The sequence below is a fragment of the Klebsiella sp. C360 genome, assembly GCF_048822415.1.
Lineage (GTDB): Bacteria > Pseudomonadota > Gammaproteobacteria > Enterobacterales > Enterobacteriaceae > Klebsiella > Klebsiella quasipneumoniae.
The window spans coordinates 17387-42919 of record NZ_JBMEZZ010000011.1 but is presented as its reverse complement, the minus strand read 5'-3'; the positions used below and the strand labels follow the sequence as shown (position 1 = coordinate 42919).

25 protein-coding genes, 1 other RNA gene and 2 pseudogenes are annotated in these 25533 nt (G+C 51.5%); 12 read left to right on the top strand and 16 right to left on the bottom strand.

Annotated elements, in window-relative coordinates:
* The first annotated feature begins 238 nt into the window (after positions 1-238).
* The 4 genes from ACOI7D_RS22300 (at position 239) to ACOI7D_RS22285 (ending at position 4322) form a co-directional block, all read left to right on the top strand.
* Positions 239-1006, top strand: a complete 768-nt coding sequence (locus ACOI7D_RS22300; protein ID WP_109547035.1) for an SDR family oxidoreductase — start codon at positions 239-241, stop codon at positions 1004-1006.
* Between the two features lie 83 nt (positions 1007-1089).
* The gene (locus ACOI7D_RS22295) at positions 1090-2418 is read left to right on the top strand and encodes an MFS transporter (protein ID WP_109547036.1); all 1329 of its coding nucleotides are present in this window, start codon (positions 1090-1092) and stop codon (positions 2416-2418) included.
* A gap of 50 nt (positions 2419-2468) precedes the next feature.
* Positions 2469-3512 (top strand): L-idonate 5-dehydrogenase, encoded by a 1044-nt coding sequence (idnD, locus tag ACOI7D_RS22290; RefSeq protein ID WP_064839457.1) that lies wholly within the window; start codon positions 2469-2471, stop codon positions 3510-3512.
* Between the two features lie 90 nt (positions 3513-3602).
* Complete coding sequence (locus tag ACOI7D_RS22285; protein WP_049013857.1) at positions 3603-4322, top strand: FadR/GntR family transcriptional regulator; 720 nt, start codon at positions 3603-3605, stop codon at positions 4320-4322.
* A 106-nt stretch (positions 4323-4428) separates the two neighbouring features.
* Here the strand turns inward: ACOI7D_RS22285 and ACOI7D_RS22280 are convergent.
* The 8 genes and pseudogenes from ACOI7D_RS22280 to ACOI7D_RS22245 form a co-directional block, all read right to left on the bottom strand.
* Positions 4429-4857: pseudogene (locus ACOI7D_RS22280) on the bottom strand (integrase core domain-containing protein); the annotation flags it as partial.
* Between the two features lie 445 nt (positions 4858-5302).
* Entirely contained in the window at positions 5303-6073 is a 771-nt protein-coding gene (locus ACOI7D_RS22275) for a hypothetical protein (RefSeq protein WP_203283521.1), read from the bottom strand.
* A 229-nt stretch (positions 6074-6302) separates the two neighbouring features.
* Positions 6303-8636, bottom strand: a complete 2334-nt coding sequence (locus ACOI7D_RS22270; protein WP_109547038.1) for a primase-helicase zinc-binding domain-containing protein — start codon at positions 8634-8636, stop codon at positions 6303-6305.
* Between the two features lie 14 nt (positions 8637-8650).
* Entirely contained in the window at positions 8651-8971 is a 321-nt protein-coding gene (locus tag ACOI7D_RS22265) for a DUF5375 domain-containing protein (protein WP_109547039.1), read from the bottom strand.
* Complete coding sequence (locus ACOI7D_RS22260; protein ID WP_109547040.1) at positions 8968-9195, bottom strand: hypothetical protein; 228 nt, start codon at positions 9193-9195, stop codon at positions 8968-8970. Before ACOI7D_RS22260 ends, ACOI7D_RS22265 begins: the two co-directional genes overlap by 4 nt.
* Positions 9192-9386: a host cell division inhibitor Icd-like protein gene (locus ACOI7D_RS22255; protein WP_000246263.1), complete on the bottom strand. Its 195-nt coding sequence runs from the start codon at positions 9384-9386 to the stop codon at positions 9192-9194. Before ACOI7D_RS22255 ends, ACOI7D_RS22260 begins: the two co-directional genes overlap by 4 nt.
* Positions 9387-9410: 24 nt before the next feature.
* A pseudogene (locus tag ACOI7D_RS22250) lies at positions 9411-9737 on the bottom strand (ash family protein); the annotation flags it as partial.
* A 2-nt stretch (positions 9738-9739) separates the two neighbouring features.
* Positions 9740-10006, bottom strand: coding sequence for a helix-turn-helix transcriptional regulator (locus ACOI7D_RS22245; RefSeq protein WP_058676330.1), 267 nt, complete (start codon positions 10004-10006; stop codon positions 9740-9742).
* 540 nt (positions 10007-10546) lie between these two features.
* On the opposite strand from ACOI7D_RS22245, the gene ACOI7D_RS22240 reads away from it, so the two are divergent.
* The 4 genes from ACOI7D_RS22240 (at position 10547) to ACOI7D_RS22225 (ending at position 14371) form a co-directional block, all read left to right on the top strand.
* The gene (locus ACOI7D_RS22240) at positions 10547-11284 is read left to right on the top strand and encodes a glycoprotein 3 (protein ID WP_109547042.1); all 738 of its coding nucleotides are present in this window, start codon (positions 10547-10549) and stop codon (positions 11282-11284) included.
* Positions 11281-11541, top strand: coding sequence for an ogr/Delta-like zinc finger family protein (locus ACOI7D_RS22235; protein ID WP_000984213.1), 261 nt, complete (start codon positions 11281-11283; stop codon positions 11539-11541). Before ACOI7D_RS22240 ends, ACOI7D_RS22235 begins: the two co-directional genes overlap by 4 nt.
* A complete protein-coding gene (locus ACOI7D_RS22230; protein ID WP_109547043.1) occupies positions 11541-12104 on the top strand; it encodes a phage polarity suppression protein in 564 nt (187 codons plus the stop codon). Before ACOI7D_RS22235 ends, ACOI7D_RS22230 begins: the two co-directional genes overlap by 1 nt.
* A 371-nt stretch (positions 12105-12475) precedes the next feature.
* Positions 12476-14371: an AIPR family protein gene (locus ACOI7D_RS22225; protein ID WP_109547044.1), complete on the top strand. Its 1896-nt coding sequence runs from the start codon at positions 12476-12478 to the stop codon at positions 14369-14371.
* A 71-nt stretch (positions 14372-14442) separates the two neighbouring features.
* Here ACOI7D_RS22225 and ACOI7D_RS22220 read toward each other — a convergent pair whose 3' ends face one another.
* From ACOI7D_RS22220 to smpB, 3 genes are all read right to left on the bottom strand, one after another.
* The gene (locus ACOI7D_RS22220; RefSeq protein ID WP_109547045.1) at positions 14443-15633 is read right to left on the bottom strand and encodes an integrase domain-containing protein; all 1191 of its coding nucleotides are present in this window, start codon (positions 15631-15633) and stop codon (positions 14443-14445) included.
* A 184-nt stretch (positions 15634-15817) separates the two neighbouring features.
* Positions 15818-16180: a transfer-messenger RNA gene (gene ssrA, locus ACOI7D_RS22215) on the bottom strand.
* Between the two features lie 144 nt (positions 16181-16324).
* A complete protein-coding gene (gene smpB, locus ACOI7D_RS22210) occupies positions 16325-16807 on the bottom strand; it encodes an SsrA-binding protein SmpB (RefSeq protein WP_002914164.1) in 483 nt (160 codons plus the stop codon).
* Between the two features lie 149 nt (positions 16808-16956).
* Here smpB and ACOI7D_RS22205 point away from each other — a divergent pair, with 149 nt between their 5' ends.
* Both ACOI7D_RS22205 and ACOI7D_RS22200 read left to right on the top strand, forming a co-directional pair.
* Entirely contained in the window at positions 16957-17394 is a 438-nt protein-coding gene (locus ACOI7D_RS22205; protein ID WP_008806099.1) for a type II toxin-antitoxin system RatA family toxin, read from the top strand.
* A complete protein-coding gene (locus ACOI7D_RS22200) occupies positions 17384-17674 on the top strand; it encodes an RnfH family protein (protein WP_049013859.1) in 291 nt (96 codons plus the stop codon). The genes ACOI7D_RS22205 and ACOI7D_RS22200 overlap by 11 nt, the downstream gene beginning before the upstream one ends.
* A gap of 69 nt (positions 17675-17743) precedes the next feature.
* Here ACOI7D_RS22200 and bamE read toward each other — a convergent pair whose 3' ends face one another.
* The 3 genes from bamE to nadK all read right to left on the bottom strand — a co-directional run bounded on the left by bamE (position 17744) and on the right by nadK (position 20858).
* Positions 17744-18085 carry an outer membrane protein assembly factor BamE gene (gene bamE, locus ACOI7D_RS22195; protein WP_004206850.1) on the bottom strand — a complete coding sequence of 114 codons (342 nt, stop codon included), beginning with the start codon at positions 18083-18085 and terminating at the stop codon, positions 17744-17746.
* Positions 18086-18231: 146 nt separating this feature from the next.
* The gene (gene recN / locus ACOI7D_RS22190; protein WP_032453749.1) at positions 18232-19893 is read right to left on the bottom strand and encodes a DNA repair protein RecN; all 1662 of its coding nucleotides are present in this window, start codon (positions 19891-19893) and stop codon (positions 18232-18234) included.
* Positions 19894-19979: 86 nt separating this feature from the next.
* Complete coding sequence (nadK, locus tag ACOI7D_RS22185) at positions 19980-20858, bottom strand: NAD(+) kinase (protein ID WP_002914158.1); 879 nt, start codon at positions 20856-20858, stop codon at positions 19980-19982.
* A 124-nt stretch (positions 20859-20982) separates the two neighbouring features.
* Here nadK and grpE point away from each other — a divergent pair, with 124 nt between their 5' ends.
* Positions 20983-21573, top strand: coding sequence for a nucleotide exchange factor GrpE (grpE, locus tag ACOI7D_RS22180; RefSeq protein ID WP_004174800.1), 591 nt, complete (start codon positions 20983-20985; stop codon positions 21571-21573).
* Positions 21574-21691: 118 nt separating this feature from the next.
* Here the strand turns inward: grpE and ACOI7D_RS22175 are convergent, their stop codons facing one another.
* Both ACOI7D_RS22175 and ACOI7D_RS22170 read right to left on the bottom strand, forming a co-directional pair.
* Complete coding sequence (locus tag ACOI7D_RS22175) at positions 21692-22978, bottom strand: HlyC/CorC family transporter (RefSeq protein WP_023290690.1); 1287 nt, start codon at positions 22976-22978, stop codon at positions 21692-21694.
* Positions 22979-22997: 19 nt separating this feature from the next.
* Positions 22998-23789, bottom strand: a complete 792-nt coding sequence (locus ACOI7D_RS22170; RefSeq protein WP_002914153.1) for a cytochrome C assembly family protein — start codon at positions 23787-23789, stop codon at positions 22998-23000.
* Positions 23790-23952: 163 nt separating this feature from the next.
* Here ACOI7D_RS22170 and ffh point away from each other — a divergent pair, with 163 nt between their 5' ends.
* On the top strand, positions 23953-25317 hold the full coding sequence (gene ffh / locus ACOI7D_RS22165; protein ID WP_002914152.1) for a signal recognition particle protein: 1365 nt from the start codon (positions 23953-23955) through the stop codon (positions 25315-25317).
* Positions 25318-25533: the final 216 nt, after the last annotated feature.

Below are 25533 nucleotides of genomic sequence, written 5' to 3'. Positions count from 1 at the left end.
CGCTTCTTTTACAAAGGATCGCTTAGAGTGCCATTCTGTGATAGCGATCAAATTGCGTTCAATGAAAATTAAACAAACACTTATAATTCAATTTGTTAATCGTAATAATATGATCGCGAAATGGAGCTGTTTGTGATCCTTGTTGCAAATTCATAGGTGAACTGTTGATTTTATCAGGACGAAAATTCAACCTTAAAAAAGACAGTCGTCATACAAATTAAACGAATGAGGAAACAACATGAACGCTTTATTTGATTTAACCGGGAAAACGGCGCTGGTGACGGGTTCTGCACGCGGACTGGGCTTTGCCTACGCTGAGGGCCTTGCCGCTGCAGGCGCACGGGTCATCCTGAATGATATTCGCGACACACTGCTGGCCGAATCCGTGGATACACTGACAAGCAAGGGTTACAACGCACAAGGCGTGGCTTTTGACGTCACCGATGAACAGGCGATTGAGGCGGCTTTTAGCAAACTCGATGCAGAAGGGATCAGTGTGGATATCCTGATCAATAACGCCGGTATTCAGTACCGTAAACCGATGGTCGAACTGGAGCTGGAAAAGTGGCAGAAGGTGATCGACACTAACCTGACCAGCGCATTTCTGGTGTCCCGCGCGGCGGCAAAACGGATGATGGCCCGCAACAGTGGCGGCAAAATCATAAATATTGGCTCGCTTACCAGCCAGGCTGCACGACCGACCGTTGCCCCGTACACGGCGGCAAAAGGCGGTATCAAAATGCTTACCTGCTCGATGGCCGCAGAATGGGCGCAGTTTAATATCCAGACCAACGCCATTGGGCCGGGCTACATTCTGACGGATATGAACACTGCACTTATCGAAGACAAACAGTTCGACGCCTGGGTGAAAAGCAGCAACCCCTCTCAGCGCTGGGGTCGTCCGGATGAGCTTATCGGCACGGCCGTCTTCTTATCATCCAGAGCATCCGATTATATCAACGGGCAGATTATTTACGTCGATGGTGGCTGGCTCGCCGTGTTATAAGCCGCCCGTACTCTACCTACTCGCCTTTAAAATTGATGGCATGTGTTCACCCCGATGCATGCCGATATAACACAGGTATCATTATGAAGGCTTCAAGACAACGACTCTTTATTCTCACATTGCTGTTTATTGTGACTGCAATTAATTATATGGATCGCGCCAATCTTGCCGTTGCTGGTTCGAATATCCAGAATGATTTCAGTCTGACGCCAACACAACTGGGTTTGCTTTTCTCCATGTTTACCTGGGCCTACGCCGCCAGTCAAATTCCTGTCGGCTATGTTCTTGATCGCATTGGCTCACGTATTCTTTACGGTGGTGCAATTATTCTGTGGAGTATTTTTACCTTTATGATGGGGTTCGCCTCACACCATTTATTCGCGACGGCAACCGCTTCATTTGCCATGCTTCTGGCCTGCCGCGCATTAATTGGTGTTGCCGAAGCACCGTCCTTCCCGTCTAACACGAAAATAATCGCAACCTGGTTCCCAGACCATGAGCGAGCCCGTGCGACCGCGATTTATTCCAGTGCACAATACCTTGGTCTCGCGCTGCTGACACCTGCACTCGCCTTTATTGTGGCTAATTACGGTTGGGAAATGTCGTTTTATCTGTCCGGGGGCGCCGGGATTCTATTTGGCATCTACTGGCTTATGTATTACCGCGATCCACAGCACAGCACCGCTGTGAACCAGGCAGAACTGGATTATATTAAAGCAGGCGGCGGCTATGGTTCGGCGAACCAATCCTCCGTGAGTGCAAAAATTAGCTGGCAAGATATTAAGTTCTTCCTCAGCAAAAAAACGATTTGGGGCCTGTTCATCACCCAGTTTGCCTGCTCGTCTACACTCTATTTTTTCCTGACCTGGTTTATTGTTTACCTGGAAAAAGGGCTGCATCTCTCTATTTCAAAAGCCGGGGTGGGTGCTATGCTGCCCTATATTATGGCGATGCTGGGGGTGCTTTGTGGCGGTACGCTAAGCGACATGCTGCTGAAAAAAGGAAAATCCCGAACGTTGGCACGAAAATTACCCGTTATGGCTGGCCTATGCGTCACCATGATTATCGGTCTGGTCAATTTCTTTGAAAACCAGCCGGTTATTGCGATTATCATTCTGTCTGTTGCGTTCTTTGCTAACGCCTTTTCAAACCTGGGTTGGGTGGTCTGGAGTGATGTGATTCCTCGTAATTTCCTCGGCACGATGGGCGGCTTTTTAAATATTTGCGGGAACCTTTCTGGGATCGTTAGTCCAATTGTTATTGGGGTTATTCTCCAGCGCACGCAAAACTTCCAGTACGCCATGTGGTATATCGCAGGCGTCGCCGGACTGGGCTTATTAGCCTACATATTCTTGGTGGGAAAGATTGAAGTGATCCTGCCTGAAAAAAAAGAATGCCGACACCGTGGATAAGAATACCATTAATCCGGCAACTGCCAACAAATAATGAGGTCATCATCAAAATGGGAAAAATAACCTGTAACGCTTGTCTGGCCCATGCGGAAAAAGACGTACGCTTTGAATCACGTGAAATCGAGCATGATGAACATGATGTCGTCGTGAAGGTCGCTTGCGGCGGCATCTGTGGCTCTGATATCCACTACTATCAGCATGGCCGCGCGGGGATGTCTGTCCTCAAGCATCCGATGGTGATTGGCCATGAGTTTGTTGGCGTGATCAGCAAAGTGCCAGCAGGCAGCGAGCTGAAAGTTGGCCAGACGGTTGCTGTGAACCCGTCCAGCCCCTGCAATCAGTGCGAGATGTGCCTTTCCGGCCATCAAAATCTGTGCGGCTCCATGTGCTTTATGGGCAGCGCGCAGTTCAATCCACATGTGAATGGCGGTTTTTCTGAATACGTGGTGGTAAAACCGGAGCAATGTATTCCTTACGATAGGCGCGTGCCTGCAAACGTGATGGCCTTTTCGGAACCGCTGGCGGTCGCTATTCATGCAGTAAAAAAGGCGGGCCAGTTGACCGGCAAACGCGTACTGGTGATTGGCGCAGGCCCCATTGGTTGTCTGATCGTCGCGGCGGCGCGCAGTGCAGGAGCATCTGAAGTGGTGGCTTCCGATCTCAGCCCACGCTGCCTGGAACTGGCTCGCCAGATGGGGGCCACTGCGGTGATGGATCCGCGGGTTGAAGAACAGGTTGTCTATTATCAGCAGCATAAAGGCTATTTTGATGTCGTGTTTGAGGCCTCTGGCGCGCCGATTGCCGTGACATCCACCGTCGATTTCACCCGCCCTGCAGGCACCATCGTTCAGGTGGGGATGGGCGCCAGCCCGGTAAGCTGGCCAGTGTCTCCGATGCTGGTTAAAGAACTCAATTGGGTCGGGTCATTCCGTTTTATCGGTGAGTTCATCACTGCGGTACGCTGGCTGGAGGATGGTCGCGTCGATCCTCGCCCGCTTATCAGCGCCGAGTTCCCGCCCCAGCAAATTGAAGACGCATTGATTACCGCCACAGACAAAAATGTCTCTGCTAAGGTGCTCATTCGTTTCGATTAACGGTGAAAAGCGCCCAGCCGGGCGCTTTGTTCTTAAAAGTGAAGTGTTATACAATAAATTACTTCAGCGACATCTTAACGGATACCCATCTTGAGCATAAAATCCATTCAAAAACAAAATGTTGTAAATGAAATTTATGATCAGATCTGCAGCAAGCTGCTGGACGGCAGTTGGGCGCCAGGTAGTCGTTTACCTTCGGAAGCGGAGCTAACTGCCTCATTTAACGTTAGCCGTGTCAGTGTACGTAGTGCGGTACAGCGTTTTCGTGATCTTGGGATAGTGGTGACACGGCAGGGTAGCGGTAGCTACGTGAGCGAAAACTTCACTCCACACATGTTGAGTAACGAGCCCCGCCCAATCATGCACCTAAGTCGCGAAGAATTTCACGATATGATGATTTTCCGCCAAACCGTGGAATTTAAATGTGTGGAACTCGCGGTCTTGCACGCTACCGAAGACGATATTCGTCAGCTCGAAGAAGCATTGAACAATATGCTGATCAACAAGGGTGACTATAAAAAGTATTCAGAAGCGGATTACGAGTTCCATCTGGCAATTGTCAAGGCCTCTCATAATAGTGTCTTTTACAATGTTATGAGTTCAATTAAAGATATCTATTACTATTATCTTGAAGAGCTCAACCGTGCACTGGGTATTACTCTTGAGAGCGTGGAGGCTCATATTAAGGTTTACATGTCCATTAAGAACCGCGATGCTAGTTCTGCTGTACAAGTTCTCAATGAAGCGATGTCTGGAAATGTTGTTGCTATTGAAAAAATTAAATCTATAGATATCTCTGGGGATAAATAATCGCAATTCCAGGCGGTAACCTGAATGGCTGTTGCTTTTATCTGGGAAATCATCTGCCTGCTGGTGTTTCGTTTTATTGATCTGCCTCCTGTATTAGATATAACCTTCAGGTTGATTTTTCTTCATGTTTCCTGTTTCGCCAGACTGCTGCAAATTCAAATGTCATCTGGTAATTCAGCGAAGAAAGAGGACTGGACTCGTTATAGTCATGCCGCCAGTCATGAATAGTTTTCCGGGCATGAAGAACTTCACTGAACCAGTTCTCATTCAGGTATTCATCCCGAAAGCGACCGTTGAAACTCTCAATAAATCCGTTCTGAGTTGGCTTGCCCGGCTGGATAAGCCGTAGTTCCACACCATGCTCAAAGGCCCATTGATCGAGCGCGCGACAGGTAAATTCCGGGCCCTGATCGGTTCTTATTGTCGCCGGGTAGCCCCGAAATAGTGCGATGCTGTCCAGAATATGCGTGACCTGAACACCTGAAATACCGAAAGCAGCCGTGATCGTCAGACACTCCTTTGTGAAATCGTATACCAATAATCACAGGATTTAGCCGGATGTTCTCGAACAACAACAGGCACAAAAAAGCCCGCAGGGCTTGCGCCGTGCGGGCTCTTAGGACTTCATCGGATGACGCTGGTAATCACCGATGGAGAATTTTGGGCTGGCGGAGTCTGAATAATTCACGTAAATATCTGTTATTAGGTGGCTTTTGCCAATTCAACTTTCTTCGGTATACCTAAGTGTATACCAATGGCGATTTGTTGCAGCGCTTCCTGTGATTAAGAGAACCTGTTTTTGGATAGATCACATCAAGAAAAAAACTTTTTTTAGAAAAACTGTTCATACTGTTCACTGTGCATTTTTATTTATAAAATTCATGATATTACGTGGTGAATGGTTGGTGAACAGTGAACACTTTACTGTTCATTTTACTTGCTCACAGAGGATTTCCATACGAATCCTTAAGGAATTGCGGTCATTTTCGCCATTCTCTTGTTCCACTAATGTTAGACATCACATCGTCGAAGTTGAATCTTGGATCTGTATCTGGATTAAATTGGCCATTTTTACTTTCATAAATGAAATTTTGACAATCACAATTGCTGTCACTTTCGCCGCAGTCCATGCATTCAGCATTACAGTAATCTATCATCCTATCAATGGCTTCCCAGGGTTCATAATCGTAGTCGAAATGTCCATAACCACTACTGCCATAAATTCTTCCATTTATGAAGTCGTCAATGTCACTAATATTTCTTAACTGGCAGTTGAAAATATTTGATATAGGTCTAAGGACTACCCTCGAATAATCAAATTTGTATAAGGGCATTTCAAAGAAAACCTTACCATTATCAGCTTTAAGACTGTGAAAAGATAAATCTCCATATTTTTCTATAAGTTCCTTATATCTTTTTTTATCCAGTTCAACATGCTTGAATGAGTTGTTAATCGCATCCAAAAGAGAAAACTTATTGCTAATGTGCTTACTCCCATCCACTTCATATCGTTTATCAAAGCTTTTAATAAAATCAGTTCTGGCTATTTCAGTTTTCTTTTTTGCAATAAATATCATGTAATCAACAACGTGAGCCACGATTGCGTTAAATGAAAATACATGATGAAGCTTCAGTGTATTGTTGTTTAGTATTGTGAAAAACTCTTCAGATGCTGGGGTTAAAACATCATCCAAATAAGAAAGGAGATAACTTGCATCTTTTTCATCGGAGCTGCCTGTGTATAGTTCCATTGCGCTTCCTTGATGGTTGAAATTTATCATTAATAACCGCCAGTAAGTTCTATTAATCTGGGAAAATTAAACGTGATAAATGCAGTATAGCGACTTCCTTCATTGCTATGCAATCATACGATTGTTTCATTACATTGAATCAATTCTCACTCAGAACTGTATCTTAAATTGTGCATAATGTCTGGACTGAGAGTGCAAAAAAAGACCGGCGATTGCCGGTCAGGTCAGGTTATTTCGCTAGGGGGTCATCACATTTCGGCAGCCAGTCGGCATTGCTTTCCTCTCTTAACGCGAGATTGGTTTGTATGCCCTGATTTTTTCGGCGCTTCTCATAACTTAATCCGTACTCTTTCAGCATGGCTGGCAGTCCTTTACCGAACATGGTAAGGCTCAGGGTATTCCTGTAGCCGTGGGCTTCCATATACGCCAGATAGGCATGATACAAATACAGGCGCGGCTGACGCGGAATGATGTTGGCATTGCCAATATACATACCCTCAGGTTCAGGCAGGGCTTCCAGATAGCCGCAAAAATCAAACGTCGGGTCGGCGTCGCGTTTAATACTGAGCGCCTCGTCGGAGTTCTGCTGTGACTGGAGCAGGGCGCGCGCGGTCATCGGGTCGCTGAACTTCTGCATAAGTTGGCGAACAATCACGGCCAGCTCGCGGGCGATTTTGTTCTTAAGCTGCGGGTCGTGCTCCTCCGGGGCAATCTGTTCCGGGAAATGCAGGATCACCCGGCGACGCGAGACACCGCCGCTGCGGTCGGTAAATCGCATCGGGTTATTGTTCACGGCCAGAATCACCGCCGGAATATGGGTGGAGTACGCATCCTTGTATTTCGGGTCAACAGAGACCACATCCCCGCCGGTGATAGCCTTGAGTCCTGCACCGTCACCGCTCCACTTTTCCTGGTCAGGCAGACGAATCAGCGAGAAGCCAATCAGCGCAGCGCGCTCGCGGGGTGATTCCAGCGTTTCGATGGTGGCCGACGTGGCGTTATCTTCCCCGGCAAGCATGGTCGCAATTTCGGCCAGAATACTTTTGCCACTGCCACCCGGCCCGGTCACCTCAAGAAAGAGCTGCCTGTCGTAGCGGTTCGCCAGTACCATAAACAGGGCGGCAAGTATCACGTCGCGTTTTTTCGGTCGGCCACCGGCGGCACGGTCGAGCCAGCGCCAGAAATCCGGCGCATGGGTTTCCAGCGTTTCGCCCTCCACCGGTGGGGTAAAATCGACATCACAGAGTGTGCGCAGCCAGTGCGATTTATGATGTGGGCTGAAAGTACCGGTGGCGGTATCGAGTACGCCGTTACGAAAACCAATCAGACGGCGCGCCGGTGCGTCCTGCTGCGGAATAATCAGTTTCAGGGTCTCCGCCACTGAGGCAATTTTCCCTGACGAGAACGGGGCACGCAGACGCTGAAATAACCCAGCCACGTCGCGGGCAAAGTCTGACGGTGGAATGATTTTCCATATCCCGGCCTCATAGCGGGACAGGAGCTGGCCGTTCGCGTCCACGGCCAGCGCTTCGCCGTAATGTTCATGCACCCGCATTGCCTTTTCACTGGCGCTCATGGCGGTAAATTCCGCCTCGCTCATGGTAGTGAAAGGACTGTCAGCCGGTGGCCGGATGGCGTCATAAATCGCTTTCCGCGTCGCCTCTTCGCCTTTCTGAACGAACGCATCATTCCAGTCACCGAACACCGGCGGCAGGGCAACAACATCCTTACAGGCGTCTGCGGCCGCAGCGGATTTGCTCTGGCCGTCGCCGTTAAGGTCACGGTCGGCAGCGAGCACAATCTGACAGGCCGGGTGTTTTTGTCGGGCAAGGCTCGCCAGAGAAAGGAGGTTCACGGAGGACAGCGCCACCATAACGGTTTCCCCGGTCAGGTGATGCACGGTGAGCGCGGTCGCATAGCCCTCCGCAATCCACAGGCGTTTTTCCGCCTGTTTTTTCCCTTCGATGGTGTAGCAAGCTCCTTTTACCGCCCCGCCTTTCAGGGTGCGTTTGAGACCGTCAGAATTGATAAGCTGAACGTTAACCAGCGCCCCGGCATCGTCATACAGCGGGACAACCACATCACCGGCGCGGAACGTCACGCCGCCGGTTTTGTGTGTGACCGTCAGCATGACACACTCATGACCGGGGAATCCCTTGCGGGTGAGGTAGGCGTTGCCGCTGACCGGTCGGGTTTTCTCCATGAGCCTGACGGCCAGCGCGGCGGCCGCTTTGCGGTCGGCATCGGTTCCGGCCTCTGCGGCCGCAATCACCTCAGGGGCAACCGGCGGCAGGTTGCCGGTCACGGCGTTCACCTTTCCGGCGGCCTCGGAGGCCGACACGCCAAATACTTTCTCAACCAGCTTAAGCCCGTCACCTGCGCCGCACTGGTTGCAGAACCACGTCCCGCGCCCCTCTTTATCGTCAAACCGGAAGCGGTCAGAGCCACCGCACACCGGACAGGCCTGATGGCGGTTTTTAATGACCTTTACCCCCAGCGCCGGGAGAATGCGCGGCCAGTGGCCGCACGCCTGTTTTACCGATTCTGATACGTTCATTTTCATTGTTATTTTCTCCCTCAGTGCAGTACCGGTGCGGTGATATGGAGGGCGCAGAGTTCATCCATCACGGCGAACCCGAGAAAGGACAGCGACGGCGCGGCCTTGAGTGGTCCGGCTTCCATTAAATCTTCCAGCAGTGCACAGGCAATCTGACGGCCTTTTTCCTCGCCATGCTGGCGCAGGTAGAAGCCCTCCAGCTCGGCGGCAATGGCGTTTTCTAGTGTGTCGAGGGTGAGTTGCGGGTAGCGGTGCTGACGTTCGCACAGGGTCAGCCATGCACAGGCCACGGCGCGACGATACAGCGCGGCGCGTAATACGGGCGGTAATGGCTTTTTCATACGTTGCCCTCCCCGGTCAGCCAGTGCTGATTGCAGCGTTCGACCACGCCGTCGAGCTGGGCGGTCATGAGGTAAATTACGGAGGTGAGCTGTAACTGCTGCGCAGGGTCACGACGAATGGACGCGCAGTCCTGCACCTGCATCAGCTCATTGACGGGCTGGCCGACATTGCGCATATGCTCCAGACATTGGAGGTCACGGGCGGTAATGGTGGTGTGTCTCATGCGCGCACCTCCGCAACCGGCAGACGACCGGCAAACGAGAGGACGTAATCACGAACGAGTGAAAGGCGTGCGGCGTGTTCATCACCGGCAACGGTGCGGAGCATACAGATACGGGGTTTACGGTCTGCGCGACGAACGGCGGCAAACACAAAGACAAACTGCGGGTGTGACGGAGTGAGGGTCGTAGCCATAGTGGCAACCTCCTTGAAGTAGCGGTAAATGCCACCACCGGAGTTCCTACGCTCATGGGTGGTGACCCGAACGGGGGTAGGAATACCGGCCTTCAAGGAAACCGGCCAGCCCGAAGGCTGCCCCGCCCGGACCACCATTATCTGACAGGGGCTAAGGTATAAGCACCACAGCCCGAAAAATGGGTGTGCCTGAGCAACGACATAAAAAAAGACGCATGGCGCGTCTGGTGTCGCCTTGAAGTAACTCGGGTTCCTACGCCCGGCTGCCGATTTTGCGACAGCGGGAAAACTATACCTGGAAACGATAAAAAGAAGCAAGCCAGAAAAAAGGGCTGTTTGCTGAATGGTCATCATCATGCGTCATAACCCCGGTTGCGTTCGGCAATGCGGTCAGTCATCCATGCCGTGATTTCTGAGTGCGCCCACGCCACATTTTTTCCACCGAGGGAGATTTGTTTCGGGAAGGCTTCCCGGCTGATGAGGTCGTAAATGGTCGAGCGGGACAGACCGCACAGATGCATCACTTCGGGCAGACGGATAAAGCGCTCGTGAACGGTATCAGAGACCGGCATCAGCGGCGCGGCAGGGGCAGAAGACGGGGAAGAATAAGCGGTGTGCATCGGGCTACCTCACAAAGTCCATACAGTGCCGGTCGTGTCCGTCCGGCTTCGGGTAGCTCTCTATTTTGTGAATATTTTTACGCAGGGCAACAAGTCATTTTGTAGTGCTTCACCACACAACAGAACAATTTTTATACAGTGGCAAACGTTGTTCATCTTTTGGTAAACGTTGGCAAACCGGTGGCCCATTTCTGATTACTTTTATATATATATTTTCATTTTTTTAATCGAAATAAAGTCTAAGTAAACAGGCCGGTCAAAATCCACAAGGTGAACAGTAGTGAACAGTCGGTGAACAGTCATCCCCTCAACTGTTCACCCTTTAATTAACTGTATTACTTATCTTTTTTCTCAAGGTGAACAGTAGTGAATAGTTATAAGTAAAAAAATAAACAGTAAGTAAGGTTTTTCTGCGACCTTTCTCTGGCCAGCCGGGTTTTAAGGTCTTTTTGTGCCATTTTTGCCACAACGGCAATGAATCGTGTTGTTGTGTCTGGCGCGGCAGAATCTCCTCAGGTTGAAACAAAGAGGAGACCCGATATGACCGATACCACCGCCATTCCCGACTACCTGAAACCCGCGATGGAACGCCTTGAGGTTGCCCGGTCAGCGCATCTTGCCAGTGCCAGTCGTATGGATGAAACCACGGCGGCCATCAGCCAGGTAAAAGCACAAAAAAACGAACTGGAGCAGGAAAACGGCAATGATTCCGGTGCATGGCGTACTGCGTTTCGTGCCGGAGGTGCAGTTATCACCGACGAGCTGAAACAACGCCATCTGGCGCGCGTGGCATGTCGGGAACTGGTGCAGGAATGTGACAATATGGCTGAGGTGCTGTCTTTTGAGCTGGACAACCTTAAGGGAGCCTGCGACCGGACGGCCAGAACGTATCGTCAGGCACATCACTGCGTCCTCAGCCAGTACGCAGAGCATGAGTTAAATGCTGCCCTGCGTGACACCTGTAGTGCGCTGGTCAGGGCAATGAAACTCAATATACTGGCCCTTAATAATCCGCTTGCTAATACGACCGGGCACGAGGGATATATTGAACCGGAAAAGGTTGTGATGCAGCAGGTGAAAGCGTGGCTTGAACAGGCCGTGAAGGGCTACAGTATCCGTGTGACCAATGAGCCGGTGCTGTTTAAAACAGGGCTGTCGGCCTCCACGCTGCCGCATATGGAGCATGATGTTGCGGCCACGCCCGTTCAGCGTAAGGTCTGGCAGGAAAAAATGAGGGCGCGTGAAGCCAGCCTGAAAGCAAGGGGATTACTGTCATGATGCGCTGCCCTAATTGTGGTCAGGCCGCCCACGTCCGGACCAGCAAATATATGTCTGAGAACGTAAAAGAGAGCTATCTGCAGTGCCAGAATGTGTATTGCTCAACGACGTTCAAAACGCATGAATCCATTTTTGAGATTATCCGCTCCCCTGCGGAAGAGAAGAAGGCCGAACCCGCTCCGCCGAAAACCAGAACCACCCGCAAAGTGAAAGGGTGTTACAGCTCGCCATTCAGCCATAATCAGGAGAGACGATAATGACTGGCCCGACCTTACAAAATGCGTTCGAAGCCTGTCAGACGAACAAAGCAGCGTGGATGAACCGTAAAGCTGAACTGGCCGCTACAGAGCTGGAATATCGGGATTTATTGCTGGACGACGCAACGGGTTCCCGCCGCTTACAGACGCTGCGTGAGCTCATCGATATAAAAAAATGGGAGATTAATCAGGCCGCCGGTCGCTATATCCGCTCACATGAGGAAGTACAGTGCATCAGCATTCGTAACCGGCTTCATGATTTTATGCAACAGAACGGCGCAGAGCTTGCCGCCGCACTGGCACCAGAACTGATGGGGGTTAAGAACCAGCCCGCGATGATAAAAAACCGTGCACTTGACCGTTCGTTGGCGTATCTACGTGAAGCCTTTTCCGTCTGGCTGGCCGCAGGAAATGACATTAGTTATTCAGCACCGGATAATGACATTTTAACGGCCATCGGATACAGGCCTGACGTGCCTTCGCGGGATGATAATCGTGAAATATTTACTCCTGCGCAGAACATGATTTACACCCGCCGACGCGCTGAGCTGGCCGCACAGTAGACCGTAAAAAATCCCCGTAAATCCCGTCATTTTTCCCGAATTAAGCCATGCATCCATAAGGTGCATGGTTTTGCATGCGTTTTCCCGCTCCTGCATTCCTTGTCTGCGCCAGTTGCGGCGCGGGCAGAAGCCACCTTTGCATCTGCATTAAAAGCGCCCCGTTAAGCGGGCAGGCGTGGCGGGGAGAGCATTGCGCGCTAAGGATGTAGATGTGGTATTTTTTTCTAGATTATTATAAGAATGTGTACTGAAGTGTGCAGGATTTAAAATCATAAGGATTCATATGATAAACCCGATGGGTTACAGTTTTTATGTATGTTAGGATTGGTTGTTACACTACTGAATAAGTCAACAAAAGGAATGTAATTAAAATGAAGAATAACATATTTTATGATTATATAGACAATGAACTTCAGGCTATTATTAACAGTGAGGTTTATTCGGGTTTCTTTGATAACTTAAATCAAGAGCAGCAAAAAAAATCATTTTCTTTTCTTATATGGTTCCTGAATAGTTATGCGAATATTTCGAATGTGGAGCAATATATAACTGATGGTCATGATGACTCTTCTTGTGACATTATATTAGATAAGGTTGATTCGCAAGGAGAGAAATCATTTTATATAGTTCAGTCGAAATGGAATGCAGTTGGCAACTGTAATTCTGATTTTGATAGTAAAGAATTGAAGTCATTCCTTAGTGACATTCATGCTGTTCTTAAAGGTGAGAAGCAAAAGGGTGCTAATGAAAAATTTAATTCTCAATATGATGCTCTGAGAGAGCACGTTAGGAAGAATGGCCGAGTTAAAATTATTTATTTGTGTTTGAAAAATAACTGTAAGGATGCGGATGATAACATCAAAGCACTTAAGAATGCTATCGGTGGGAATATTGAGATTGAAGGCTTTGATATTCATCGTTTGAAAATTGATTATATCAGTCGCGAATATAAGAAGAGTTTCCCACCTAATCCTTTGGAGAATGTATACAACCCCGAACTAGATAATATATCTGTATCCATATTGAGGGGCGAGGGAAGTAATAGTATTGAGGTTCATTCACCATTTAACGCTTACGTATTCCTTGTTCGTCCTAGGTTAATATACGAGCTTGTAAATAAATATGGTGTGTCATTGTTTGAGAGGAATGTTCGAAACCCACTAATGTCCTCAACAATTAATGAGGAAATAAAAAATACTTTACTAAAAAACCCATCTTATTTTTGGTATTATAATAACGGTGTGACGGGCATTACAAGAAGAATGCCGAGAATAAATAGCCAAGCTGAAGAATTTAATATCCTTGGGTTGCAGATAATTAACGGAGCGCAAACTGCATATTCAATTTATCGTGCATATAAAGAGTGTAGTTTAGAGGAACGTATGATTCTTGATGATGAAGCTAAAATTACATTTAGACTTTTGAAGTCAGGTGGCAGTGATTTCGACCTCAAGGTTACAAAGTACACAAATTCACAAAATCCTGTGTCAGAGAGAGATTTTTGGTCAAATGACCCTGTACAGAAAAAATTACAGGACTATTTCTTCAATACTCAGTTATGGTATGAAAAGCGTGACGGTGAATTTAGAGAAGAGCCTGAGGATGTGTATGTCATTCCCAACAGGATTTTTGCAAGTGCTTATATGGGCTTTTGGCTTCTGAAACCTGTTGACGTCGTGAAATCAGCTCTCGCATATAATAATGATGAAAGTGATAGGATTTTTACATCGAGAACAGAAAGTGCTGAGGGATTATATGAAACTATCTTTAACTCTCAAATAGATCCTAAAATTGTCCATGCTTCTTTTATTATGTTCGACATATTAACAGATGTTAGACCGTTTAGAAAAAGAAGGGATGGTATATTCTTCACAAATGTATTCCACGTGCTTAGTGTAATCAGAATTGTAACTGAAAAATATATACGTGAAAAATATGATTCTAAAGCTAATTTAATCTCCTTTATTCTTAAGAATAGCGATGACGATAAAAATGAGATACTAAAGCGATTGGTAGCATATTCTCTGGATTTATTAATCGCCGAAGTGGAATCAAAGCCTGAAAAGGAAAGGGGGGATTATATTTTTTCAATGATGTCTAAACAGGCTTATATAGATATGTTCCTTGAGGATGTTAGAACCAAAGATATAACTCCCGAAATCATTGAAAGTCAAGAGCTCGATATTTTCATTTTAGAAGATGAAGATGAAGATGAAGATGAAGATGAAGATGAAGATGAAGATGAAGATGAGAAAATAAACAATTAGTTTTGTGTTTCATTTATGGTCTAATTATTTTTTATTTGTTTGAAAAGGCCTTTGTATAAAGGCCTTTTAGTTCATCTTTGGTAGATTTTCTTCCCCCACCATTCCATTAGTTCTATTCTTTTTTTCAAATAATTAGAACGGTTATAGGCTCTTCTTATTTCATTTTTATCAATATGGGATAAAGCCGCCTCTATAGCATCCGGATTGAAAAAGGCCTCATTCATTGCAGTACTTGCGATAGCACGAAGGCCATGAGCTACAAGTTTTCCACCAAAACCAATACGTTTTAAAGCTGCATTAGCTGTCTGGCTATTCATTGGCAGCTTAGGGTCATTTCTGCTGGGGAAAACATGCTCTCGATGAGCACTGATAGGTTTCATCACATCCAGAACATCTAATGCCTGAGGAGATAGCGGTACAATGTGCTCACGCTTAGCTTTCATCCGTTCGGCTGGAATAGTCCAGAGCTTTGCAGAGAGATCGATCTCTGCCCACCGAGCACCGGAAGCCTCAGGAGGGCGCACAAGGGTCAGGAGCTGCCACTCAATTAGACAGCGGGTCGAAACAGATAGATTCGACATGACTAGAGAACGCATCAGCTTTGGCAATTCTTCTGGCCGAAGCGTCGGCATGTTTTGTTTTTTGGGCTTCTCAAAGGCCATCCCAACACCTGATGCTGGATTCGCATCAATCAGGCCTGTGTTTACGGCATAAATCATTATCTCGTTAATGCGCTGCACCAGTCGACGTACAGTCTCAAGCGCCCCACGAGCTTTGATTGGCTCAAGAGCTTCAACCAGTGTCCGGGCTTTGATTTGCTGAACGGGGAACTCACCGATGGCAGGGAATACATCTTTCTCCAGTGAGCGCCAAATGTCTTTTGCGTAATCAGGGGTAACGCTTTTGCTTTTGAGCTGGAACCAGTTAGCGGCGACCGTTGAAAAAATACTGTCCAGAGCGATTTGCTGCTGTTCCTCTGCAACTTCAGCTTGAATTTGCGGGTCAATTCCGTTGGCTAATAAGGCGAGATAATCAGCTCGTAACCCTCGGGCGTCAGCAAGTGAAAGGGCGGGGAAAGCACCTAGCCCCATCATTGTCCGCTGTTTTGTCGCCGGACGTTGATAACGGAAACGCCAGAGCTTTTTCCCGCTGGTTTTCACTATCAGGAAAAGCCCATCGCCATCATGCAGCGTTAGATCCTTCTCTAAGGCTTTAGCGCGCAGAACTTCGGTATTAGTCAGGGGGCGTGTTGTCCGTGCCACTGTGGCCGCTCCTTTATGAATTGGTATACGCTTTTAGGTATACATCCTACCGTATACCTAAACGTATACCAATAATCACCGGATTTAGCCGGATGTTCTCGGACAACGCCAGACACAAAAAAGCCCGCAGGGCTTGTGCCATGCGGGCTTTTTGTACTTCACCGGACGTATCCGGATCATGATTTGGTGGAGCTGGCGGGAGTTGAACCCGCGTCCGAAATTCCTACATCCTCGGCACTACATGCTTAGTCAGTCTTTACATTCGCTTGCCAGCTGCGGACAGACACGCCACTAACAAACTAGCCTGATTAGATTTAACGCTTCAACCCCAGGCAGGGCATCCACGCGATCTCTTTTGGGTTTGACCTCTCTTTGATCCCCGTCTTAAGAGCGGAAGCTAGGGAGAGAGGGCTCAGAGCAGGTTATTAAGCTGCTAAAGCGTAGTTTTCGTCGTTTGCGACTATTTTTTGCGGCTTTTTACGAGGCCAACCGCCCCTCGGCATGCACCTTGGGTTTCGCAAATCCCGTCGAATCCAGAATCAGCCCCAATGTGTAGGTCAAGTATAACAGATTTGTGAATGTCGTTACCAGCCCCATAACGCAGGATTCTTTCAGCAGGGGTGGACGAAAAAGCAGCATCAACAAGGATATAGCGTAAGGGCCAGCGAGAGCTGGCCCTCAGGGGAGGGGGTTAGCGTCCGGCGTGCTTCATAATACGCGCCTTATCCAGCGCCCATTCACGATCTTTCAGATCGGTACGCTTGTCATGCTGTTTCTTACCTTTGGCGACGCCGATTTTCACTTTGCACCAGGCATTCTTCCAGTACAGCGACAGGGCGACAACGGTGTAACCTTCGCGGTTAATGCGGCCGTACAGCGTGTCGAGTTCGCGCTGGTTGAGCAGCAGCTTACGGGTGCGCGTCGGGTCGCAGACATAGTGGGTGGAAGCCACGGCCATGGGCGTAAAGTTGGCGCCGAACAGGAAGGCTTCGCCATCCTTCAGGATGACATAGCTATCGCCGATGTTGGCTTTGCCTGCACGCAGGGATTTGACTTCCCAGCCCTGCAGGGCGAGACCAGCCTCGTATTCATCTTCGATAAAGTATTCGTGACGGGCGCGTTTATTCAGCGCAATGGTGGCTGATCCAGGTTTGTGGGCTTTTTTCTTAGTCATAATGTCCTGAAGTCATCGTCTTATACACAGTTACCTCGATCGCATCCTGCGAGGTGTACTGCGCATCTTAGCACGAGTTGCGGCACAGCGTTTTTTTTAGCAGCAGATAAATGATATTATTTGCACTGTGTTTAAATGTGGAACCTGCTATGCCTCAGATTAGCCGTACTGCGCTGGTGCCTTTCAGCGCGGAACAGATGTATCAACTGGTAAACGATGTGAAGTCCTATCCTGATTTTCTGCCAGGCTGCACCGGTAGCCGCGTGCTGGAATTCGGGCCGACGCAAATGACGGCGGCGGTTGATGTGTCCAAAGCCGGCATCAGTAAGACCTTCACGACCCGGAATACACTGACCAGCAACCAGAGCATTTTGATGAGCCTGGTGGATGGCCCGTTCAAGAAGCTGATTGGCGGCTGGAAGTTTATTCCGCTGAGCCCCGAGGCGTGCAAAATCGAGTTCCATCTCGATTTTGAGTTTACCAATAAGCTGATTGAGATGGCCTTTGGCCGGGTCTTTAAGGAACTGGCCGCCAACATGGTGCAGGCGTTCACCTCGCGCGCCAAAGAGGTCTACAGTGCCAGCTAATATTCGTGTTGAGGTCGCTTACGCGCTGCCTGAAAAGCAGTACCTGCAGCGGGTCACCCTGGACGAGGGGGCGACGGTCGAGCAGGCGATTGTCGCCAGCGGCCTGCTGGCGCTGCGTGATGACATCGATCTGGCGAAAAACAAGCTGGGTATTTACAGTCGTCCGGTTAAGCTGCACGACGAAGTCCATGACGGCGACCGGGTGGAAATCTATCGCCCGCTGATCGCAGATCCGAAAGAGCTGCGTCGCCAGCGGGCGGAGAAAAACGCCGCGAAGTAAACCGCAGCAGCAGACCCGCTATCGGCCATAAAAAAAGCGCTCATTGAGCGCTTTTTGCTTTTCCGGGCCTTACTGACTGGTCAGCGCGGGCTTGTTATCAATGTTGGTTAACACGCCGCCATTGTTGAAGGTCAGGGTCAGGGTCTGCTGAGTCACTTTCTCGTGGCCCGGCTCCTGACGGAATACATAGAACCAGGTGTTGGTGCCGAACGGATCCGACATCATTGGCGTTCCGAGAGCATAAGCAACCTGCTGTTGCGTCATACCGACACGAATTTTTGCTACATCGTTAGGTGCCAGATAGTTACCCTGGTTGATGTCAGGACGGTAAACCACTCGTTCCAGAGTGGAACAGCCTGCGGTCAACATAAGAAGAACCGCTGCGGCAGCAGTCAGCGTTTTACAGCGCATAGTGATTTGATTCCTTTTTGGGCCCGAGCAGTACGTGGCTCATCTGTAATATGCCGATAATAATAGACCTTCGCGCCGATGGAAACCTCCGGCTGCGGTCAGCAGGCAATTTGCTGTTCACTATGACCCTGTGAAAATCAAAAAGTTTACGCCGCAAGCAACTCTTTCGCATTCGCCAGGGTGTTGCGCGTGACCTCGCTGCCGCCCAGCAGGCGAGCCAGCTCCTGCAGACGAGCACGCTTATCCAGCGGCTGCATATGGGTTTCGGTCATCTCGCCATCGGTCTCTTTGCAGACAAAGAAATGATGGTGGCCGCAGCCTGCGACCTGCGGCAGGTGGGTAACGCACATCACCTGCGTGGACTCGCCCAGCTGGCGCAGCAGCTTGCCGACCACCGCCGCGGTCGGGCCGCTGATGCCGACGTCCACTTCGTCGAAGATCAGCGCCGGGGTTTCCATTTTACGCGCGGTGATCACCTGAATCGCCAGCGCAATACGCGACAATTCGCCGCCAGAGGCTACTTTCGCGATCGGCTGCAGCGGCTGACCCGGGTTAGTGGTGACGCGGAACTCAATATGATCGGCGCCGTCGGCGGTGAGATGGCGTTCATCGAAAGCGACCTCAATCGCGAAGACCCCGTGCGGCATCGAAAGTGAGTGCATACTCTCGGTGATAAGCTGGGTCAGCTCGTCGGCGCTGGCCTGGCGCAGGGCGTGCAGCTCGCGCGCGGTCTCCAGCGCCAGCTGATGATGTTCGACCACCTGCTGGCTGAGGGATTCCAGCGAGCCGGCGCTGTCGTCCAGCAGGCGCTGCTCTTCGAGCATCGCCTGATAAACCGCCGGCAGCTCTTCCGGCATCACCTGGTGTTTACGCGCCAGCGCGATTTGCCGGGAAATCCGCTGCTCAAGTTCGAACAGACGATTAGGATCGAGGTCCAGACGGTCGTGATAGTGGCGCAGCTCATCGCTGGCCTCGCTGAGCTGAATGGCCGCCTCTTCCAGCATATCCAGCACGCCGGAAAGCTTGCTGTCCATACCCACCAGCTCGCTGACCAGCTGCTTCGCGGTATAAAGCTGGCTCTGCAGGTTGGCCTCTTCGCCGTCCGCCAGTACCGTCAGGGCGTGCTGACAGGTGCTGAGCAACTGACCGCTGTTGGCCAGGCGTTTGTACTCTTCGTCAATCTGCTCAAACTCTCCCGCCAGCGGGTTAAATTCGTTCAGCTCTTTAAGCTGGTACTGCAGCAGATCGGCGCGGGCGGCGCGCTCCTGGCTCTGCTGCTGATGCTGGGCCAGCTCGCGGCAGCTCTGGTGCCACTGGCGATAGTGCTCTGCCATGCGCTGAGTGAGCGCATACTCACCGGTATAGCCGTCGAGCAGCGTTTTCTGGTGTTCGGGTTTGGTCAACAGCTGGTGCGCATGCTGGCCGTGGATCTGGATCAGCAGCTGGCCCAGCTCGCGCAGCTGCGAGAGCGGGACGGCGGTGCCGTTGATGAAGCCGCGCGAGCGGCCGTCGGCGCTGATCACCCGGCGAAGTAAACACTCACGCCCGCTCTCCAGCTGGTTCTCTTCCAGCCAGCGCTGGGCGGCCGGGGTATCTTTCAGCGCGAAGCGCGCGCACAGGTCGGCACGGGTGGCGCCGCGACGCACCATGTCGGCTTCCGCTCTGCCGCCGAGGCACAGCCCCAGCGCGTCGATGGCAATGGATTTCCCGGCGCCGGTTTCCCCGGTGATGGCGGTCATGCCGCTGTGGAAATCAATTTCCAGTTCACGAACGATAGCAAAATTACTGATGGTGAGTTGCGCCAACATAGCTGCCTTCCTGTATGAAAAACCAATACTGTGTTTTCGTACAGTATAGACTGGTTTTTTATCCAGTAAAGAGGCAGCGATGTAAATCAGAACAATTTTTTCGACCAGCCGAGCTTGGTGCTTAATGTATTGAAATAGCTGTAATCTTTAGGGTGAATCAGATTGAGGTGATAATCACAGCGGCGAATGAGAACGTCTTCGCCATCTTGGATCGGCAGGGCAATCTGGCTGTCGCAGCTGATCTCCAGATCGCTGCAGCGGTGAGAGAAGCGCAGGCGGATGGTGCTGTCGCCGTTGATCACCAGCGGTCGCGCCGAGAGGGTGTGCGGGAACATCGGCACCAGGGTGATGGCGTCCAGCGACGGGGTGAGGATCGGGCCGCCGGCCGACAGCGAATAGGCCGTGGAGCCGGTCGGAGTGGAGATAATCAGGCCGTCCGAGCGCTGGGAGAAGGCAAAGACTTCATCGATATAGACTTCGAACTCAATCATATGCGCCACTTTGCCGGGGTGCAGCACCACTTCGTTGATGGCGGTGCTGATGCGTTTCTGGCAATCCTGCTGGCACACCTGGGCCTCCAGCAGAAAACGCTTCTCCGCGATGTAGTGGCCTTCCAGCACGTCGGCGAGCTGCTGCAGGGCGTTGTCCGGGTCCAGGTCGGTGAGAAAGCCGAGGTTGCCGCGATTAATGCCGATGACGTTAATGTCATAACGGGCCAGAGTCCGCGCCGCGCCGAGCATATTGCCGTCGCCGCCTACCACCACCGCGAGGTCGGCCTGTTGGCCAATCTCCGCCAGCGTGCCGGTTTTCACGTTGCTGAGCTGGAGTTCATGGGCGATCTGCTGTTCAACCAGCACTTCATACCCTTTGCTGCACAGCCAGCGCCAGAGCATTTCATGTGTGGTCAGGGCGGTGGGGTGACGAGGATGTCCCACAATGCCGATACACTTGAAATGGTTCTTCATGATCTGGATGTCCTTGCGTTAAATGAAATAGTGACAATCTGTCCGCTTCCCTTGAAACCCGGAAACTGATCCCCATAATAAGCGAAGTTAGCGAGATGAATGCGAAAAAAACGCGGAGAAATTCATGAGTAGTAAAGAACAGAAAACGCCTGAGGGGCAAGCCCCGGAAGAAATTATCACGGAGCAGCACGACGACGTTGAGGCGGTAGAGCCTGAAGTTTCGGCTGAGCAGGTGGATCCGCGCGATGAAAAAATTGCGAATCTGGAAGCCCAGCTGGCTGAAGCGCAGAAACGTGAACGTGAAGTGATGCTGCGTGCCAAAGCCGACGAAGATAATCTGCGTCGTCGTACCGAGCAGGATATCGAGAAAGCGCACAAATTCGCGCTGGAAAAATTCGTCAATGAACTGCTGCCGGTGATCGACAGCCTGGACCGCGCGCTGGAAGTGGCCGACAAGGCTAACCCGGAGCTGGCGCCGATGGTGGAAGGGATCGAACTGACCCTCAAATCTATGCTGGACGTAGTGCGTAAGTTTGGCGTGGAAGTGATCGCCGACACCAACGTTCCGCTGGATCCGAACGTCCACCAGGCCATTGCGATGGTCGAGTCTGAAGACGTGGCGGCGGGCAACGTGCTGGCCGTGATGCAGAAAGGTTACACCCTGAACGGCCGCACCATTCGCGCCGCGATGGTGACGGTAGCAAAAGCGAAATAACGTTTGCTGCCTTGCTCAACGGCTGCCCGCGGGCGGCCGTTTTTTATGCCATCGCTCCCGGCGCGAGAAAAAAAACGGCGGGCCGCAGCCCACCGTGATGTTAATTCCTTCGCTCGCGCTACTCCGCGACGCTCTCGCGTAATGATTTCACCGGCATCACTTTCACCTGTTTGATCATGTTGTCCTGCACGTCGAGGATATCAATATCATACTGCTCAATGCGCACGCGGGTGCCCGGGACCGGGATCTCTTCCAGCGCTTCAAGGATGATACCGTTGATGGTGCGCGCTTCATCTTCCGGCAGGTTCCAGTTGAACGCTTTGTTGATCTCGCGAACGTTGGCGCTGCCGTCGATTATCACCGTACCGTCGTTGAGCGGGGTCACTTCCTCCGCCAGGGTGGGTGACATGGAGGTGGTGAAGTCGCCGACAATCTCTTCAAGAATATCTTCTACGGTAACCAGCCCCTGAATATCGCCGTATTCATTAACCACCAGGCCGACTTTCTTTTTATTGCGCTGAAATTTCACCAGCTGGGTGCTGAGCGGCGTCCCTTCCGGAACAAAGTAGATCTCATCTGCCGCCCGCAGCATGATTTCTTTTGTGAACTCTTTCTTCTCCGTCATCAGGCGGTAGGCTTCGCGGACGCGCAGCATGCTGATGGCATCGTCCAGCGAATCGCGGTAGAGCACAATGCGGCCGTGTGGGGAGTGGGTCAGTTGGCGGACGATAGATTTCCAGTCGTCATTGATGTCGATGCCGACAATCTCATTACGCGGCACCATGATGTCGTTAACGCTGACCTTCTCCAGGTCCAGCACCGACAGCAGCATATCCTGATTGCGTCGTGAGATTTGTGAACGGGATTCATTCACAATCGTGCGCAGTTCATCTTTACTCAGGGCGCTGCTGATGACGGTATCAGTGCGGATGCCCATCATGCGCATCAGCATGCGGGTGATGGTATTCAGCAGCCACACCAGGGGCATCATCAGCACCTGCAGGGGCGCCAACAGGAAGCTGCTGGGGTAGGCGACCTTTTCCGGATAGAGGGCGGCGATGGTTTTCGGCAGGACTTCGGCAAACACCAGCACCACAAAGGTGAGCACGCCGGTGGCGATCGCGACGCCGGCATCGCCGTAGAGGCGCATGCCGACGATGGTGCCCAGCGCCGAGGCGAGAATGTTGACGAGGTTATTGCCGATAAGCACAAGGCTAATCAGGCGGTCCGGCTTGCGCAGTAGCTTCTCCACGCGCTTGGCGGGGCGGTTGCCTTGTTTCGCCATATGACGCAGCCGATAGCGGTTCAGCGTCATCATGCCGGTTTCGGAACCGGAGAAATAGGCAGAGATAATCACCATGACGATCAGCGTTATGATCAGCGTGGTGGTGGAGATATGTTCCACGTAGGATTCCTTAAAAGACTTAGCTCACGAACTGTTGCAGCACGCGGCTACCAAAATAGGCCAGCGTCAGCAGACCGGCGCCAGCGACGCTGAACCAGACCACACGACGTCCGCGCCACCCTTCATGATAGTGGCCCCACAGCAGGACGATATAGACGAACCACGCAATAATCGACAGCACCGCTTTATCAATGTTTTCGCTGCTGAACAGATTGTGCATATAGAACAGACCGCTACACAGCGTCAGGGTCAGCAGCACCACGCCGACCTGGGTGATGTGGAACATTTTGCGCTCAATGCTCATCAGCGGCGGCATTTCGCTACTGAAGGCCAGCTTTTTGTTCTTTAACTGGTAGTCGATCCACGCCAGCTGTAGCGCATACAGCGCGGCAATGATCAGCGTGGCGTAGGAGAAGAGCGACAGGCCGATATGCACCAGCATCCCCGGGGTGGTTTCCAGGTGGGTGATATATTCGTTAGGCACGAAGGTGGCGAAGGCCAGATTGATCAGCGCGAAGGCATAGACGATAGGCAGCAGCAGCCAGCCGCGATTGCGCGAGGCCACGATAGTCATGACCGTACAGATCATCAGGCTCACCAGCGACCCGACGTTCAGTAAGCTGAGGTTTTGCCCACTCTCGCCGCCGGGGAATATCCGTGCTTCCAGCGCAAAAGCATGGCAGATCAACGCGATAGTCGCTGATAAAATCGCCATTCGCCGCCAGCTGCTGTTTTTTTGCAGCAAGCCGGGGATAATCAGCGCGAGGCTGACGGAGTAGGCGACAAGGGCGAGTAGAGCAAAAACAGGCATAGGTGTCGGCTGTTGGATAAATAAGAAAGAGAAGCAGTATAACGTCAGCAGGCCTCTGCTCCAACCGTTGCAGCACATTCAGATTGATGTCGTGTTATACTCCGCCACATTCGTTTTGTGTGTCGCTGCGGCGACCGACCGTTTCCACCTCAGGCGAGAGACAATGTTTGATAATTTAACCGATCGTTTGTCGCGTACGCTGCGCAACATTAGCGGCCGCGGACGCCTTACAGAAGACAATATTAAAGACACCCTGCGCGAAGTGCGCATGGCGCTGCTGGAAGCGGACGTTGCGCTTCCGGTGGTACGTGATTTCATCAGCCGCGTCAAAGAGAGCGCGGTCGGCCATGAAGTCAATAAAAGCCTGACCCCGGGTCAGGAGTTCGTCAAAATCGTCCGCAACGAACTGGTGGCGGCGATGGGCGAAGAGAACCAGACCCTCGACCTGGCGGCGCAGCCGCCGGCGGTGGTGCTGATGGCGGGCCTGCAGGGTGCCGGTAAAACCACCAGCGTCGGTAAGCTGGGGAAATTCCTGCGCGAGAAGCACAAGAAGAAAGTGCTGGTGGTTTCCGCGGACGTTTACCGCCCGGCGGCGATCAAACAGCTGGAGACCCTGGCCGAGCAGGTCGGCGTCGACTTCTTCCCGTCCGACGTCGGCCAGAAGCCGGTTGATATCGTCAACGCGGCGCTGAAAGAAGCGAAGCTCAAATTCTACGACGTGCTGCTGGTGGATACCGCCGGTCGTCTGCACGTTGACGAAGCGATGATGGACGAAATTAAGCACGTCCACGCCGCCATTAATCCGGTTGAAACCCTGTTCGTCGTCGATGCGATGACCGGCCAGGATGCGGCGAATACCGCCAAAGCCTTTAACGAAGCGCTGCCGCTGACCGGCGTGGTGCTGACCAAAGTGGACGGCGACGCCCGCGGCGGCGCGGCGCTGTCGATTCGCCATATTACCGGCAAGCCGATTAAATTCCTCGGCGTCGGCGAGAAAACCGAAGCGCTGGAGCCGTTCCATCCGGACCGCGTCGCCTCCCGCATCCTCGGCATGGGCGACGTGCTGTCGCTGATCGAAGATATCGAGAGCAAAGTCGACCGCGCGCAGGCCGAGAAGCTGGCCTCCAAGCTGAAGAAAGGCGACGGTTTCGATCTCACCGACTTCCTTGAGCAGCTGCGCCAGATGAAAAACATGGGCGGCATGGCCAGCCTGATGGGCAAGCTGCCGGGTATGGGCCAGATCCCGGACAACGTGAAAGCGCAGATGGATGACAAAGTGCTGGTGCGTATGGAAGCGATCATCAACTCGATGACCCTGAAAGAGCGCGCCAAGCCGGAAATCATCAAAGGTTCACGTAAGCGCCGTATCGCCGCCGGCTGCGGAATGCAGGTGCAGGATGTGAACCGTCTGCTCAAGCAGTTCGACGACATGCAGCGCATGATGAAGAAGATGAAGTCGAAAGGCGGCATGATGAAGATGATGCGTGGCATGAAAGGGATGATGCCGCCAGGCTTCCCGGGCCGCTAATCGGCCTGGCTTGTTTGCCATTTCGCCACCGGGGTGTGCTCGCCATCCTCACGTACTACGTGTACGTTCCGGTGGCTGCGCGCACGCCGGCAGCGAACTGACTGCACCGCCGACGGCCTTTTACAGCAGACTTATCAACTGCTGATTGCATTTTCCCCAGAAATCAGTAAAATTTTCGGGCTTTTAATATGACACCGGGCTCCGTTCCTCGATGGG

Bases quoted from the DNA above. Each gene is read 5' to 3' on its own strand.
- ACOI7D_RS22300 (WP_109547035.1), top strand. From the start codon at position 239: ATGAACGCTTTATTTGATTTAACCGGGAAAACGGCGCTGGTGACGGGT.
- ACOI7D_RS22295 (WP_109547036.1), top strand. From the start codon at position 1,090: ATGAAGGCTTCAAGACAACGACTCTTTATTCTCACATTGCTGTTTATT.
- idnD (WP_064839457.1), top strand. From the start codon at position 2,469: ATGGGAAAAATAACCTGTAACGCTTGTCTGGCCCATGCGGAAAAAGAC.
- ACOI7D_RS22275 (WP_203283521.1), bottom strand. From the start codon at position 6,073: ATGGAACTATACACAGGCAGCTCCGATGAAAAAGATGCAAGTTATCTC.
- ACOI7D_RS22270 (WP_109547038.1), bottom strand. From the start codon at position 8,636: ATGAAAATGAACGTATCAGAATCGGTAAAACAGGCGTGCGGCCACTGG.
- ACOI7D_RS22265 (WP_109547039.1), bottom strand. From the start codon at position 8,971: ATGAAAAAGCCATTACCGCCCGTATTACGCGCCGCGCTGTATCGTCGC.
- ACOI7D_RS22260 (WP_109547040.1), bottom strand. From the start codon at position 9,195: ATGAGACACACCACCATTACCGCCCGTGACCTCCAATGTCTGGAGCAT.
- ACOI7D_RS22255 (WP_000246263.1), bottom strand. From the start codon at position 9,386: ATGGCTACGACCCTCACTCCGTCACACCCGCAGTTTGTCTTTGTGTTT.
- ACOI7D_RS22245 (WP_058676330.1), bottom strand. From the start codon at position 10,006: ATGCACACCGCTTATTCTTCCCCGTCTTCTGCCCCTGCCGCGCCGCTG.
- ACOI7D_RS22240 (WP_109547042.1), top strand. From the start codon at position 10,547: ATGACCGATACCACCGCCATTCCCGACTACCTGAAACCCGCGATGGAA.
- ACOI7D_RS22235 (WP_000984213.1), top strand. From the start codon at position 11,281: ATGATGCGCTGCCCTAATTGTGGTCAGGCCGCCCACGTCCGGACCAGC.
- ACOI7D_RS22230 (WP_109547043.1), top strand. From the start codon at position 11,541: ATGACTGGCCCGACCTTACAAAATGCGTTCGAAGCCTGTCAGACGAAC.
- ACOI7D_RS22225 (WP_109547044.1), top strand. From the start codon at position 12,476: ATGAAGAATAACATATTTTATGATTATATAGACAATGAACTTCAGGCT.
- smpB (WP_002914164.1), bottom strand. From the start codon at position 16,807: ATGACTAAGAAAAAAGCCCACAAACCTGGATCAGCCACCATTGCGCTG.
- ACOI7D_RS22205 (WP_008806099.1), top strand. From the start codon at position 16,957: ATGCCTCAGATTAGCCGTACTGCGCTGGTGCCTTTCAGCGCGGAACAG.
- bamE (WP_004206850.1), bottom strand. From the start codon at position 18,085: ATGCGCTGTAAAACGCTGACTGCTGCCGCAGCGGTTCTTCTTATGTTG.
- recN (WP_032453749.1), bottom strand. From the start codon at position 19,893: ATGTTGGCGCAACTCACCATCAGTAATTTTGCTATCGTTCGTGAACTG.
- nadK (WP_002914158.1), bottom strand. From the start codon at position 20,858: ATGAAGAACCATTTCAAGTGTATCGGCATTGTGGGACATCCTCGTCAC.
- grpE (WP_004174800.1), top strand. From the start codon at position 20,983: ATGAGTAGTAAAGAACAGAAAACGCCTGAGGGGCAAGCCCCGGAAGAA.
- ACOI7D_RS22170 (WP_002914153.1), bottom strand. From the start codon at position 23,789: ATGCCTGTTTTTGCTCTACTCGCCCTTGTCGCCTACTCCGTCAGCCTC.
- ffh (WP_002914152.1), top strand. From the start codon at position 23,953: ATGTTTGATAATTTAACCGATCGTTTGTCGCGTACGCTGCGCAACATT.